Raw genomic sequence first — 14,604 nt, forward strand, 5'->3', positions numbered from 1 at the left:
AGGCACGCCGGTTTTGTCATTGCGCGGTTGATCCGCCGGGAAGAAGCCTGATAGCGTTGCGGCAAGTTTCTGCCGGCTAACAGTCGAGCCTCTTCATGCGATTTCGCCTTTTCCACCCTTTTGCCGGGCTTTTTGGCCTTGGCTTCTTGCTTGCCGCGCTGGTTCCGGCCAACGCGCAGCTTTTCGAGACCAAGGCGACGCAGGCTTTCATGATCGATGCCGAAACCGGCACGGTGCTGTTTTCCAAGGATGCCGACCAACCGATCCCGCCGGCCTCGATGGCCAAGCTGATGACGATGGAGATGGTCTTCAACGCCATCAAGTCGAAGCGCATGAGCCTCGACGACACCTTCGTGGTTTCGGAAAATGCCTGGCGCAAGGGCGGTGCGCCTTCGGGAACGTCGACCATGTTTGCCAAGCTCAAATCGGCGATCCGGGTCGAGGATCTGATCCAGGGGGTCACCATACAGGCCGCCAATGACGGCTGCATGGTGCTGGCCGAAGGCATGGCCGGTTCGGAAGAGAATTTCGCGGCGCAGATGAACGATCGCGCGCGCCAGATCGGGCTGCCGAAATCGACATTTGTCAATTCCACCGGCCTGCCGGCCGACGGCCAGCAGACGACAGTGCGCGAACTGGCGCAGCTTGGCCTGCATATATGGCGCGAATATCCGGATCTCTATCTCTATTACGGCCGGGCCGATTTCACCTGGAACAAGATCTCGCAAAAGAATCGCAACCCGTTGCTGGCCATGGGCATCGGCGCCGATGGGCTGGCGGTCGGGTCGAGCGAGGCGGGCGGTTTCGGCATTGTCGGCTCGGTCAGCCATGACGGAACCAGGGTGTTCGCGGCGATGAGCGGATTGGCCAATGATCGCGAGCGCGCCGAGGAAGCGCGCAAGCTGCTCGAATGGGGCGTCCGCTCCTTCGAGAAGACCGAGATTTTCGCCAGCAACGAAGTGGTCGGCGAGGCCCAGGTGTTCGGCGGCGCCAAATCCAGCGTAGCGCTGAAGGCAAAGGCGCCGATCGACGTCCTGCTGCCGATCGCCAACCGCGACAAGCTGACCGCCAGGATCGTCTATCAGGGGCCGGTATCGGCGCCGGTGGAGGAGGGGCAACCCGTCGGCGCGCTGCGCGTCTGGATCGGCGATACGCTGAGCCAGGAAACGCCGCTTTTCGCCGCCGAATCGGTCGGCGTCGGCACACTGCCGCAACGCGCGTTTGATGCCGCCAGGGAACTGGCCGTAGGCTGGCTGCGTTGAGTTCCTGCGGCGTGGACCTTTTCTCGGGCGCGGACTAAGACACCAGCGCAAAGCAGGACAAAGGCCTTTCGATTGGCAAGCGGATTTTTCATCACCTTCGAAGGCGGCGAGGGCGCCGGCAAGTCGACGCAGATCGAACGGCTGGCCCAGAAGATGCGCGCCAAGAAATACGATGTCCTCCTCACCCGCGAACCCGGGGGTCACCCGGCGCCGAGGCGGTCAGGCACGTGCTCCTGTCCGGCGCCGCCGAGCCTTTCGGGCCGAAGATGGAGGCGCTGCTGTTTGCCGCCGCGCGCTCCGACCATGTCGAGCAGGTCATCCGGCCGGCGGTGGAGCGCGGCTCCATCGTGCTTTGCGACCGTTTTTTGGATTCGTCGCGCGTCTATCAGGGCGTCACCGGCGGCCTCGATCCGGCTTTCATGGAAGCTCTGGAGGAGGTCGCCATCAACGGCATGATGCCGGACATGACGCTGATCCTTGACATTGACCCCGCCGAGGGCTTGCGGCGCGCCGCCGCGCGGCGTGGCGCCGAGGACGGTCCGGACCGCTTCGAAAAGGAGACGCTGGACATCCACCAGCGCCGCCGTGACGCCTTCCTGGCGATCGCAACCGCCGAGCCGGACCGCTGCATCGTGATCGACGCGTCGGCGCCTCCCGCTACGGTGGAGGATGTCATCACCGCGGTGGTGTTCGCCGCACTTGAGGCGAGGGCGCCCGCGCGCAACCGACAGGCGGCGCCCGCATGATCTTCGAACGCATCGCTCCCGAGCAGCACGACACGCTGGACGGTGTACCGGAGCCGTCCGAGACGCTGCGCCTGGTCGGCCATGAGCAGGCGGCCGCGATGCTCGCTGCCGCCTATCGCTCGGGAAAACTGCCGCATGCGGTGATCTTTGCCGGGCCGATCGGCATCGGCAAGGCGACGCTTGCCTTTCACCTGGCGCACCATCTGTTGAAGCATCCGGCCTTCGACCAGGCGCCGGATGTGTTTGCCGTTCCCGATCCGGCCTCATCGCTGTTTCGCCAGATCGCCACCGGGGCGCATCCCGGCGTGCTGCATCTGACCAGGCCGCTGAACGACAAGACCAAGAGCTTCAAGACGGTCGTCACCGTCGACGAGATCCGCAAGGTCAACCGCTTCCTGTCGCTGACCTCGCATGACGGCAGCTACCGGGTGGTGATCGTCGATCCGGCCGACGACATGAACACCAACGCCGCCAATGCCTTGCTGAAGAACCTCGAGGAGCCGCCGAGCCGCACGCTGTTCATCCTCATCGTGCATGCGCCGGGCAGCCTTTTGCCGACCATCCGTTCGCGCTGCCAGATGGTGCGGCTGACGCCGCTCGATGCCGGCAGCCTGATGAGTGTTCTGGAGACCGTCGAGCCGCCGCCACCTTCCGATCCTGCTGCGCGCGCGGCACTGGCGGAACGGGCAGGGGGCAGCGCCCGCAATGCGATCCTTCTGACCCAATATGGCGGGCTGGAGATTGCCGGCACCCTCGACGCCCTGGTCACGTCGGGCAAGAGCGACATCGCCGGCGCCTATCGCCTTGCCGAGGCCGTCGCCGGCCGCGACCAGGCGATCCAGTTCGACATCTTCAACCGCCGCGCGCTCGATCTGCTCTCCACCGGCGCCAGTGAAGCCGCGCTGGCTGGGGATCTCGCGCGGGCGAAAACGCTGTCCGACACTTGGCACGAGGCGCTGAACGCCATATCTGAGACCGATACCTACAATCTTGACAAGAAGCAGCACGCCTTGACCATGATCGACCGCCTGAATTCCGCAATGCGAATGTGACCGGTTTCGGCATTGGGGCGGGATGGCAATCGCCGTCTCGATGCGATATCCACCGCTCACATTCATTCGGCCATTCATGACGGTTAATTCATGTCACGCGACACATTCTACATCACGACACCAATTTTCTATCCGAACGGCAAGCCGCATATCGGCCACGCCTATACGGTCATCGCGACCGACGCGCTGGCCCGCTTCCAGCGCCTGGACGGCAAGGACGTGCTCTTCCTCACCGGCACTGACGAACACGGCCTCAAGATGCAGCAGACGGCCGAGAAGGAAGGCATAACGCCACTCGCGCTTGCCGACCGCAACTCGGCGATCTTCCGTTCGATGACAGAGGTCCTGGGCGGCTCGAATGATGATTACATCCGCACGACGGAACCACGCCACTACGAGTCGTGCCAGGCGATCTGGAAGGCGATGGCGGCCAATGGCGACATCTATCTCGACCGCTACAGTGGCTGGTATTCGGTCCGCCAGGAAGCCTATTTCGAAGAGAGCGAAACCACGCTCGGCGACGACGGCGTGCGCCGCGAGCCGCTTGGCTCGCCGGTCGAATGGAATGAGGAGGAAAGCTACTTCTTCAGGCTTTCCGCCTATCAGGACAAATTGCTTGCGCTGTACGAAAGCCAGCCCGATTTCGTCGGTCCGGCCGAGCGCCGAAATGAGGTGATGAGCTTCGTCAGGTCCGGCCTCAAGGACATCTCGGTCTCGCGCACGACCTTCAATTGGGGCGTGCCGGTGCCGGGCGACGACAAGCATGTGATGTATGTCTGGGTCGATGCCCTGACCAACTACATCACCGCTGCCGGCTATCCCGACACCAAGGCCGAGCAATGGCGCTACTGGCCGGCCACGCACATTATCGGCAAGGACATCGTCCGCTTCCATGCCGTCTACTGGCCGGCTTTCCTGATGTCGGCCGGCATCGAACTGCCGAAGCGCGTCTTCGCGCATGGCTTCCTGTTCAACCGCGGCGAGAAAATGTCGAAGTCGGTCGGCAATGTCGTAGACCCCTTCACCATGGTCGAGCATTACGGCCTCGACCAAGTGCGCTATTTCTTCTTGCGTGAGGTGCCATTCGGCCAGGACGGCAGCTACAGCCATGACGCGATCGTCAACCGCACAAATGCCGATCTCGCCAACGGTCTCGGCAATCTGGCGCAGCGCTCGCTGTCGATGATCGCCAAGAACTGCGGCGGCGTGGTGCCGCATCGCGGCGAGCTGACCGAAGCCGACAGCGCGATCCTCGACCAGGCGGTGGAAGCGCTGGGTACCGCGCGCCAGGCGATGTCGGAACAGGGCATCCATCTCGCGTTGGCGGCGATCTTCGGCGTTGTGGCGGAAGCGGATCGCTACTTCGCCTCGCAGGCGCCCTGGGCGCTGAAGAAGACCGATCCGGCGCGCATGGAAACAGTGCTGTGGACGACCGCCGAACTGGTGCGGCGCGTGGCATTGCTGTGCCAGCCCTACATTCCGGGGTCGGCCGGCAAGCTGCTGGACCTGCTGGCGGTGCCGGCGGACAAGCGTGACTTCGCGCATGTCCATGCCGACTATGCGCTGGTGCCCGGCACGGCGCTGCCCGCGCCGGAGGGCGTGTTTCCGCGTTATGTCGAAAACCCTGAGGCGAGCGCCTGATGCTCGTCGACAGCCATTGCCATCTCGACTTTCCGGATTTCACCGAGGAGCGGGCGGCCATCGTCGCCCGCGCCAAGGCTGCCGGTATAGGTCACATGGTGACCATCTCGACGCGCGTGAAGCGGTTTGCGCAAGTGCTTGAGATTGCCGAGAGTTTCGACGAAATCTATTGCTCGGTCGGCACTCATCCTCACAATGCCGGCGAAGAGCTGGATGTGACGGCTGAGGACCTTGTGCGCCTGTCCGCGCACCCGAAGGTGGTGGCGATCGGCGAGGCCGGGCTCGACTATTTTTACGACAAGGCGCCACGCGATGCGCAGGCGCAGGGTTTTCGCACTCATATAGCAGCTGCGCGCGAGACCGGGCTGCCGCTGGTGATCCATTCGCGCGATGCCGATGACGACATGGCTGCCATCCTCGAAGACGAAACAGGGAAGGGCGCCTTCCCCTTCATCCTGCATTGTTTTTCGTCGGGGCGACGGCTGGCAGAGGTCGGCGTGGCGCTTGGTGGCTATGTGTCCTTCTCGGGCATACTGACCTTCAAGAACTCCGCCGATTTACGCGCCATCGCAGCCGATGTGCCGCATGACCGGCTGCTGGTCGAGACCGACGCACCGTATCTGGCGCCGGTGCCGTTCCGCGGCAAACGCAACGAGCCGGCCTATATCGCGCATACAGCCAAGGTGCTGGCGGAGACGGTCGGCGTTGGCGAAGCCGAGATCGCGACGCTGACGACGGCGAACTTCTTCCGGCTGTTCGGCAAGATGCCGCGGCCCGCCGGGCTCTGACGCATGAGCGACCGGCTGCGCCTCACCATCCTCGGCTGCGGCTCGTCACCTGGCACGCCGCGCATCACCGGCGATTGGGGCAATTGCGACCCGGCCAATCCGAAAAACCGGCGTACACGCTCAGCCGCGCTCGTCGAGCGGATAGCAGCCAACGGCGCCAGAACCACGGTCGTCATCGACACCGGGCCTGATTTCCGTGAGCAGATGCTGATGGCGGCGGTCCGGCGCATCGACGCCGTCGTCTATACGCATCCGCACGCCGACCACATCCACGGCATCGACGATCTGCGCGGCTACGTGCTGGAGCAGCGCCATTTGATCGATGTCCATGCCGACCAGCCGACCATGCTCAGGCTGCGCGAAGCGTTCGGCTATTGCTTCGAGACGCCGCTTGGCAGTTCCTATCCGCCGATCGTCAGGCCGCACATCATCGATCACGCAAGGGCGGTGACGATCGAAGGCGAGGGCGGTGCCCTCACCCTCGAGCCGCTGCCGCAGATCCATGGCGACATCATTTCGCTCGGCTTCCGCATCGGCGGGCTGGCCTACTGCCCCGATATAAGCGACTTCCCGGATACCACCGCCGAGCGGCTGCGCGGCCTGGAAATGCTGGTCATCGATGCCTTGCAGTACCATACCCATCCCAGTCATCTGTCGCTCGGTCAGGCGCTTGGCTGGATTGAAAAACTGGCGCCGAAACAGGCCGTGCTGACGCATATGCATGTGCCGCTCGACTATGCCACGGTGAAGGCCGAGGTGCCGGCCAACGTCACTCCGGCCTATGACGGCATGGTGATCGAAATTCCTTTATGAGACAGCATGATACGAGCAGATCTTTATAAGGACGTTCGGTTCTTCGGCGCGAAGATCAGCAGCGTTCCAATCCGCTCATAGCCCATGCGGGGATAAAGCAGCGCTCCGGCACGCGTCGCCAACAGCATCGAGCACCGCGACGCATGCGCTTTGTCGTCATGCAGCATTTTGGCCATCAGCGCCTGGCCGATGCCTCGACGCCGGTACGAAGGCTCGACAAACATTGCCGAGCACCATGTGGCGCCGATGGCGTCTATGCTGCGCACACGCCCGACGATGGCGTCGCCATCGAGCGCCACATACTGGCGAAACGGCGCATCGTCGCCGAGTTGATCGTCTGGAAGTGGCCGCCTGCGTATGACCTTTCCCAGTTGTGCAGCGCGTTCAGCCGTCCTCACGCGTTCGATAGAGACGATTACTGGCGGGTCTGGAATTTGGCGCAGCGACTGGACGAAAAAGCCTTCCGTCCGCAGCAGCCGGTAGCCGAGCGCCTTGTAGGCAGTTCGCGTCGGTTCGTCCGGGCCGTCATTCGCGATCACGACCGAAACGGCAAAGCTTGGCCGCGCATGCTGCCGCACGATGGCATCGGCTTCCTCGGCGGCGACGTCATGGACGATCCATTCTTCGCCACGGTAGTCGCGTGCATTCTTGCGCTCGGCATCGCGCATCAGCCACAAGGGTCCGACGCGGCTGGCCTCGTAGGGAAAGGAACGGCTCTTGTCGGTGCTGAAGCCGTGCACGAACACTTCGATCGCCGCTTCGATGTCACGCTTTGCTGTCGTCATCGACACAGCGTAGCGTTGGCCATCGGCTCAAGGCAACACGCGTCGATCATGCCAAACCCGTGAAAATCGCAGCAATTTCCAGCTTCAGTCTAATGCACAAGTTCCATAATCTATCTTATGCGACTTTCATATGTGGCTGCTGCTTCCATTACGGACGTGCCAATATACGCCCTGCTGACTGAGATGCGGGCCGGCGGCTCTGATTGCTTGGCGGGAGGAACGTTGACGAAGCAGTGGCGAAATGAGTTGGCGTGGTCTTCATTTCTCAAGGGATGGCGCCTTTCGCAAAGGCCTCGACTTCCTGCTCGACCGGCCCGCGCCGGGATAACGAACAGGAGCGTCATCCCGAAAAGCTTTCCAGGAGGCCGCTGAAGGCTGCTGCGATTGCAACAAGATGGAAGACGCCAAGGGCCAGCCATCTGGAGCCGCCGGCGCCCGCAACAAATGCCCCATAGGCAGGAAACTGCAGCGCAGCCAATCCGATGGAAAGGCTGGTGATCGTTGTGTTGGTCAAAAGCGTTGCCAGCATGGGGACCGGATAGAGAAGTCGCGCCAGCACATAGTCGCCATGCCCGGCCCCGGCCGAATAGAGCGCCAGGAAAAAGGCGACCGGCGTGACGCCGAGGCCGACAAGGAACCCTGCCCGCGAGGAGAATTTTGGCGACGTCATCTGGCCATGGCCATGGCGGCCGGTGGGTCGCCGCCGGGTGGCAGTGGTACGGGAGCGTATCCGGAATAGTCGGCGCGCAGGCGTGCCAGTCCGTTCGAACAGGACCGGAGCGCATCCTCCAGCATGAACATGTTCGCGAGCGGCATTGTCGCTTTGACAACGACGACCACGCCGCTGATTTCCCGACTCCGGATCAGGCCCCGGCGGCTGTGCAGTTCGGCGATGATTTTGTCGACATAGGCCGCCGACGTGTTCACCTCGACTTGCATGATCGGCTCGAAGAGCTGCACGCCCAGCTTGGGAGCGGCTTCACGGAAGCAGGCTCGGCCGGCGATCTCGAAAGTCAGGGGCGAGGAATCAGTATCGTGATACGCGCCGTCGATCAGCGTTGCCTTCACGCCAAGCATCGGGAAGCCAGCAAACGGGCCTGAAGACAGAATGTTCCGCAGCCCCTTTTCGACGCCCGCAACATATTCGTTCGGAAGCGCACCGTCGGCGACCTTGGACCCGAAGACGAAGTCCCAGCTACCGCCATTCGGCTCGAACGCAATCTTGACGCGGGCGAACTGACCCGTACCACCGGACTGCTTATTGTGCGTGTAGTCCTGCTCGTGCTTACGGGTGATCGTCTCGCGATACGCTACCTTGGGCGCGCCGACATTCACCTCAATGCGAGACTCGCGGCGCAGGTGGTCGATGACTATGTCGAGGTGGAGTTCGTCCCTGCCGGCGACGATCGTCTGGCCCGATTCCGCATCCTGCTTGACGTGCAACCAGGGATCCTCGTCCGCCAGCTTCGACAAGGCAGTAGCTAGCTTCTCCTGATCCGCCCGCGACTTCGGCTCGATCGCGATTTGCAGCAGAGGCCAGGGCGCGGCAGACTTTTCTATCATGACGCCATGGTTGCAGATCGATCCGATGATCGCAACGGAGGGGTCTACGCCCGGCCGGCCGCCCTGCCCGTCCCTTTCGCTTCCTGACTGTGGACGCGCGCCAGGAAATCGCGCACCAGCGGAAGTGCCTCATCGAAATGCGTTTCGAGCAACCAGTGGCCGGCGCCATCGATCAGATGAAGCTCCGCTTCCCGCAAATCGCGCTGGTAGGCATGCGCCGATTGTGCCGGCATGTAACCATCCTCGGGGCCCCAGACGATGAGCGTTTGCGGTTGGTGCTCGCGCAGATAGCTCTGATAGCGCGGGAACCAGCCGAGGTTCGCCTCCAGCTTCTCCATCAGGCCGACCGCGAGCCGCCGGCGGATCGGCGTGTCCATCAAAGGCCAGTGGAGTTTCCAAAGATCGGGAGGCACGCGCTCGGCTACAGCGTAATCCACCTCTCCGACAAACTCGTGCCGGAACCCCTCCTCGCTCACCGCCTCTTCCAACGGCCGGTGCTTTTCGGGCGTCTTTTCCGTCCAATAGGCTTTTATCCCAGCGTATTTCGGCCCGAGAACATCCTCGTATATATCGCCGTTCTGGATGATGAGTGCCGCGATGCGCTCGGGATGTGCGATGGCGTGGCGCAGTCCGATCTGTGAGCCATAATCGTGCAGCCAGAGAGCATAGCGCGACGTGCCGAGCGCATCGGCGAAAGCTGTCAGAAACCCGGCATAGGCATCGAAATCATAGCCAAAAACCGACATTTCGGGCGTGGCGCTGTAGCCAAAGCCGGGAAAGTCCGGCGCGAATGTATGCCAGCGATCGGCAAGTGCCGGCATCAACCTTCGGAATTGATACGACGAGCACGGATAGCCGTGCGGCAGCAGGAGGACGGGAGCATCAGGCGGGCCGTCTTCGCGATAGAAGATGCTGTTTCCGTCAACGTCGATCCGGCGATGTTGCAACTCTACCTCCTTGCTCAAAGCTTGCCCGCCACTTTGTTTACGGCGCTCCGGCAAGAAGGTTCCCTTGAAGTCAGGGCGTGACGGCTTCCGGCTCTCCATTGCCCGACAGGATCTGCAGCGTTCCGCGCGTGGCGTTGCGGAACGCATCGTCGAAACTGACGCCACGTACCTGCCAGCGATACTCCTTATCCTTGAAGCTGAGCCGCCAGTCGCCGACCCAGCCCAGCGCTTCCTGGCGCCATACCAAAGTGCCGGCAAGCAGGGCGTCCCCATCCAGCGTGTTGGCCACGTCGGCGAGCGCGACGTCGGACGGCCGACGCAACTCCAGCGGCAAACCGGTCCGGTGCGCCGCGTCCGCCAGCGCAACGCGCATATCCGCAGCAAGCTCGCCGCCGCCATCGCGCACCAGCGTGAAGCCGTCGCCTTTCATCGGCCTTACATCCAGCAGTGCGACGATTTTTGGCCGCGGCACCGCCCACGGTTTGCGCCCGAGCGACGCCAGCAAGGCATCGATCTTGTCCGGGTCGAAATCGGCGGTGATGTAATGCGGCCGGTCATGGGTGCCCTGCTCGTCATGCGGCGGACGGTTGTTGAGCAGGTCGCGGTAGCCGACACCAGTGACATAGTCGCTTGCGTGCCGACTCATGTCCGCAACACGCGGGTCGCCGATCAGCCGCGGGTCGCCGGAAACCTTGACCAGCACCTCTTCAAGGCACGGCGCCAGGCCCCAGGCCCGGTTCTCCTCGCCAGTGCCGCTGGTCACCGATTGCGCGCGGTAGAGGCTGGCGCGGTCGATGTCGGCGGCAGCGACCGGAAAGACAATCAGCACAGCCAGCGCCGCTGCCACAAAGCCCAATTTCAAGCATCCAGGCACCCGCCGACCCTCCCGAACGGTCCGGAACATCCGTTGGAGCCATACTCCTGATCATCAGGGAATTTCAAGGTACCGCCCATCAAGGCGTATCGCCGACGATGCGCCGGTGTACGCCGTCCAGGCTCTCGGTGAGCGCCTCGAACATGTTTCGCGCCGTGAGTTCGCGAAGAACCTGTTCGTTGATGCCGCCGCGCGTCGCATAGTCCTGCGCCAGATGCATGAAGTCGGCATCCGGCGACATATCAGGAGCGCATCCCAAGGCTTTGAAAAGCGAGGCGATGTAATCGCGCCCCTTCCCTTCCTCCACGCCATTCCTCTTGAGCCAGCTGTTAATCGTATCGAGATATCTAAAGTAGCTGGCATAGGTTGCGGTGGCCACGCTCAACGCGTTGAATTCGGCTGGGTTCTCGACCTCGATCACTTTCCCCAGATTGCCGAACAAGGCAGCGACAGTGGCATCCGGCGGGCAGATGATCGTTGCCCCCAGCCGGTGGGCGATCATCGGCATGGGCAGCGCTTTCGTCACCTGGTGCGCGGGTGCGGTCAAGCGGGCAATCTCCTCGCGCGGCAGCGTGGCGATCAAGCTGATGAGGTGATGCTCGCGCCGAAACCGCAAACCCGGCAGGACGTCATGCGCAATTTGCGGCCGGACAGCCAGCATGACCAGGTCGCATTGATCGAGAACCGCCTGATTGTCATCAGCGATACGCACATCCGGATAACGGGCTGCCAGCTCTGCGGCGATCTCTTCATTGCGCGGCGACAGCAGCACGGAGACGGAGTTATCCGCGACGGATTTGAGCCCGCTGACAATGGCCGCTGTAAGGGCACCCGTGCCGATGAAGCCAAGTTTCATCGCGCCTGTCTCTGGTTCATCGGTCACAGCGGCGCATGCTCGAGCCGTACCTGATAGCTCAGCACGCGCTTTTCACCGGGCGCGATCAGCATCACGCCCGGCTTGTCCGCGAACTCGCCATCGAAATCCACGGGGCTGGCAAGCCCGTGCCAGGGTTCGATGCACAGGAACGGAGCGCCGCCCGGCTTCGACCAGATGCCCAATTCCTTAAAACCCTGCCACGACATCTCGATCGCCGCACCGTTCGCGGCGGCATAGCGCACGCTGGTGCTGGCCGGCCGGTCGAGGATCACGGCGTCTGCCTCGAACAGCTGTTCGGAAAGCGCCAGCGTTTTGCCTTCGATAGGCGTCGGCCGCGGTGCAGCCAGCACCAGGCCATCCTTCAGCCGGCGGATCGGCGCCGGCTCGTCCTGGGCAAAGGTCAGGTGGTAGTCTGTCTTGGCGAGCCCCGGCTGCAATGGCCAATTGAAAGCCGGATGTGCACCGATGGAGGCTGGCAGCGTCTCGTCGCCGGTGTTGGCAATCTCGAAGCTCACACCAAGTTCGCGACGCTCGAGGGTGTAGGTGATGGCAAGGCGAAAGGCGAACGGATAGCGCGTGCGTGTATCGGCATCGTCGGTCAACACCAGCGTGCAGGATCGGGGGCTCGCGTCAGCCCACACAAATGGCTTGTCGCGGGCAAATCCGTGCTGCGTCAGGGGATAGACCCGGCCCCGATGGCGAAGCTGGTCCCCCTTCAGCCGGCCGACGATCGGAAACAGCACCGGCGAATGCCGCCGCCATTCCGGCCCGGCCTGCCACAAAAACTCCAGACCCTCGGCATTGCGCAAGGAGACGAGCTCGGCCCCTGCCCGACAATGGTTGCCGAGATGCCGTCGCCCTGAAGCGTCACTTGTTCCATGCGTTCTCGCGGAAAGCTGCGTGCGAGCGGCAGGTTAGCAAAAGCCCGCATGGACTCAAGGGCGCAGCGACATCGCGCTGATAGAGGAGCGATGTCTCCACGCCAAAACGACAGTGGCCGGAGATTCTCCTCCGGCCACTGCGAGATCGAGATTGTTGCCTTGCTACGGTTCGACTATTCGCGTTCGCCGGTGAAGTTCAGCAGCAGCTGGAAGATGTTGACGAAGTTCAGGTAGAGCGACAGCGCGCCGAAGACGGCGAGCTTCTGCTGCGATTCCGCGTCGAAATTCTCAGCATACTGTTCCTTGATCGTCTGCGTGTCCCAGGCGGTCAGGCCAACGAACACCGCGATGCCGATCACCGAAATGGCGAACTGCAGCGCGGTCGAGCCGAGGAAGATGTTGACGACGCTGGCGATCACCACGCCGATCAGACCCATGATCAGGAACGACGAGAACTGGGTCAGGTCGCGCTTGGTCGTGTAGCCGTAGAGGCTGGTGGCGCCGAACATGGTGGCGGTGATGAAGAAGGTGCGCGCGATGCTGGTGCCGGTGAAGACCAGGAACACCGAAGCCAGCGACAGGCCCATCACCGCGCAGAAGGCCCAGAACATCAACTGGGCGCTCGCCGCCGACATCGTCTGCATCTTGAACGAAAACAACAGCACGAAGGCGAGCGGCGCCAGCATCACCACCCATTTCAGCGGGCTGGAAAAGATCGGCACGTAGAGGGCCGGCGTCGAGGACACCACCATGGCAACGATGCCGGTGACGACGAGGCCGATGCCCATATAATTGTAGACGCGCAGCATGTGGCTGCGCAGGCCCTCGTCATAGACGGCGCCGGCGCGCGCGCCAGTGCCCATGCGGTATCCGAGGTCAGGGGTATTCATTGCGGGTTCTCCTTATGTGGTCTCAGTAAAGCGTCTTGATCAGTAAAGTGTCCTGATCAGTAAAGTGTCTTGGCAAGCGTCTCGGCGGTGCGGTCGAGGTCGTGGACATCGCTGCGCGCGACGACCGCGTACGCGACCTCGCCGATCTGGAAATAGGCAGAGGAGATGTCGCCGGAGGGCGCGATGGCAGGCTTGACCACGTCGAAGGTTCCGGGCCGGATCGCAAACAGCGAGACCAGCCCCATATCCTTCGTCTCCAGCGCCACCTCGACGCTCGGCCCGAAGCGCGACGGATAGATCTGGACGTCGCGGACCTTCCAGTCCTTGGGCAGCGATGGCATGACGATTGCGGTGGCGGCGCGGATTTCGTCGCCATTGTAGTTGGGCGCCTCCAGCTGCGAGGGCATCGCCTCGCGCATGAGCGTCGTCTTGTGCGCCCGGATCGCTTCTTCGACATAGGCGGGCGGCGGCGGCGAAGCCACGACCTTGGTCACCAGCAGCGGCCCGAAGAGGCCGTTCGCCAGCCAGCCGGCAGCGACAAAGATGGCGACCGCGGCCGCCCGCTGCAGCACGGCGAAGACGCGGCGACTGGCCAGCCCCTGCCCAGCCGGCGCGCGACTTCAGTCGTCGCCGGCCGCGCCATGCCTGTGGAAGCAGCCAGCGCCAGGCGCAGTTCGTCGCGCGTCCTCAAGTCGGACATCACCCGCGCCGCAGCCTCCGGACGAGCCGACAGGAACGCCTCGACCTCGATGCGGCGCGCGACATCCAGCTGGTCGTCGACATAGGCGTCGAGATCGGTATCGGTCACCGGGTCCCGCAACAGGTCGGTCATGATGGGTCTCCCACGATCCTCAGATGGCTTTTGGCCGGCGAAGGTGCAGCGTTTTCCATCTCGCGCAGTGCTGCGCGCGCCCTGCCGATACGCGACATCAGCGTGCCCAGCGGCACCCCGCTGGCGTCGGCGGCCTGCTGGTAGGAAAGGCCCTCGATGGCGACCAGATGCAGCGCCGAACGCTGCTCCTCCGGCAGACTGAAAAAGGCCTCGCGCACCTGCGCCAGTCGCACGGAATGTTCCTGCGGCGCCGGCGTGCTGGCATCGGTGAGATAGCCGGCCTGCTCGACACGCGCTGATTCCGACCGGCGCGAGCGCATCTTGTCGATGAAAGCGTTGTGGACGATCGACAGCAACCATGCCCGCAGATTGCCGCCCGAGCGGAATGTGTCGCGCCGCTCGTAGGCGCGCACCAGCGCATCGTGCACCAGATCCTCGGCGTCAGTGCCGTCGCGCGTCAGCGAGCGTGCGTAGCGCCTGAGCGAACCCAGCTGTCCGACAATATCGAAGCGTGGCATCGACCGTTTCATGCCCCGTTTACGAAACAGGCGGGGATCTTAATCCATCGCCACCAAAACTTTTTTGCGTCGCCACAATAGGCATCATGCAATCAGAAGTCCGCTGCGCACTTACCCATCTCCCGTGCGGCAGAT

At 63.1% G+C, this 14,604-nt stretch carries 12 protein-coding genes and 4 pseudogenes; 6 read left to right on the forward strand and 10 right to left on the reverse strand.

Going from position 1 to position 14,604, the window contains the following annotated elements:
* Positions 1-95: 95 nt before the first annotated feature.
* From NLY33_RS20960 to NLY33_RS20985, 6 genes and pseudogenes are all read left to right on the forward strand, one after another.
* On the forward strand, positions 96-1,262 hold the full coding sequence (locus tag NLY33_RS20960) for a D-alanyl-D-alanine carboxypeptidase family protein (protein WP_023706566.1): 1,167 nt from the start codon (positions 96-98) through the stop codon (positions 1,260-1,262).
* A gap of 72 nt (positions 1,263-1,334) precedes the next feature.
* Positions 1,335-2,008 (forward strand): annotated as a pseudogene (gene tmk, locus NLY33_RS20965) (dTMP kinase).
* Positions 2,005-3,060, forward strand: a complete 1,056-nt coding sequence (locus NLY33_RS20970; protein WP_023706565.1) for a DNA polymerase III subunit delta' — start codon at positions 2,005-2,007, stop codon at positions 3,058-3,060. The pseudogene tmk and the gene NLY33_RS20970 overlap by 4 nt, the downstream one beginning before the upstream one ends.
* Before the next feature lie 90 nt (positions 3,061-3,150).
* The gene (metG, locus tag NLY33_RS20975; protein ID WP_023706564.1) at positions 3,151-4,701 is read left to right on the forward strand and encodes a methionine--tRNA ligase; all 1,551 of its coding nucleotides are present in this window, start codon (positions 3,151-3,153) and stop codon (positions 4,699-4,701) included.
* Entirely contained in the window at positions 4,701-5,489 is a 789-nt protein-coding gene (locus tag NLY33_RS20980) for a TatD family hydrolase (protein WP_023696113.1), read from the forward strand. The genes metG and NLY33_RS20980 overlap by 1 nt, the downstream gene beginning before the upstream one ends.
* Before the next feature lie 3 nt (positions 5,490-5,492).
* On the forward strand, positions 5,493-6,302 hold the full coding sequence (locus NLY33_RS20985) for an MBL fold metallo-hydrolase (RefSeq protein WP_023682541.1): 810 nt from the start codon (positions 5,493-5,495) through the stop codon (positions 6,300-6,302).
* Between the two features lie 23 nt (positions 6,303-6,325).
* On the opposite strand, the gene NLY33_RS20990 is transcribed toward NLY33_RS20985, so the two are convergent.
* The 10 genes and pseudogenes from NLY33_RS20990 to NLY33_RS21035 form a co-directional block, all read right to left on the reverse strand.
* Entirely contained in the window at positions 6,326-7,087 is a 762-nt protein-coding gene (locus tag NLY33_RS20990; RefSeq protein WP_023708498.1) for a GNAT family N-acetyltransferase, read from the reverse strand.
* Between the two features lie 340 nt (positions 7,088-7,427).
* The gene (locus NLY33_RS20995) at positions 7,428-7,757 is read right to left on the reverse strand and encodes a hypothetical protein (protein ID WP_023668943.1); all 330 of its coding nucleotides are present in this window, start codon (positions 7,755-7,757) and stop codon (positions 7,428-7,430) included.
* Positions 7,754-8,653 (reverse strand): annotated as a pseudogene (locus NLY33_RS21000) (translation factor GTPase family protein); the annotation flags it as partial. The pseudogene NLY33_RS21000 and the gene NLY33_RS20995, both read right to left, overlap by 4 nt.
* Before the next feature lie 41 nt (positions 8,654-8,694).
* Positions 8,695-9,615, reverse strand: a complete 921-nt coding sequence (locus NLY33_RS21005) for an alpha/beta fold hydrolase (protein ID WP_245261167.1) — start codon at positions 9,613-9,615, stop codon at positions 8,695-8,697.
* A 52-nt stretch (positions 9,616-9,667) separates the two neighbouring features.
* Positions 9,668-10,444: a DUF8605 domain-containing protein gene (locus NLY33_RS21010; protein ID WP_245261165.1), complete on the reverse strand. Its 777-nt coding sequence runs from the start codon at positions 10,442-10,444 to the stop codon at positions 9,668-9,670.
* 106 nt (positions 10,445-10,550) lie between these two features.
* Complete coding sequence (locus NLY33_RS21015; protein WP_023668939.1) at positions 10,551-11,327, reverse strand: pyrroline-5-carboxylate reductase; 777 nt, start codon at positions 11,325-11,327, stop codon at positions 10,551-10,553.
* A gap of 23 nt (positions 11,328-11,350) precedes the next feature.
* Positions 11,351-12,228, reverse strand: a pseudogene (locus NLY33_RS21020) (aldose 1-epimerase family protein).
* Positions 12,229-12,402: 174 nt separating this feature from the next.
* Complete coding sequence (locus tag NLY33_RS21025) at positions 12,403-13,119, reverse strand: Bax inhibitor-1/YccA family protein (protein WP_023668937.1); 717 nt, start codon at positions 13,117-13,119, stop codon at positions 12,403-12,405.
* 56 nt (positions 13,120-13,175) lie between these two features.
* A pseudogene (locus NLY33_RS21030) lies at positions 13,176-13,951 on the reverse strand (anti-sigma factor family protein).
* Positions 13,948-14,481: a sigma-70 family RNA polymerase sigma factor gene (locus tag NLY33_RS21035; RefSeq protein WP_023668935.1), complete on the reverse strand. Its 534-nt coding sequence runs from the start codon at positions 14,479-14,481 to the stop codon at positions 13,948-13,950. Before NLY33_RS21035 ends, NLY33_RS21030 begins: the two are co-directional and overlap by 4 nt.
* Between the last annotated feature and the right edge of the window lie 123 nt (positions 14,482-14,604).

This window comes from Mesorhizobium sp. C432A (genome assembly GCF_030323145.1).
Lineage (GTDB): Bacteria > Pseudomonadota > Alphaproteobacteria > Rhizobiales > Rhizobiaceae > Mesorhizobium.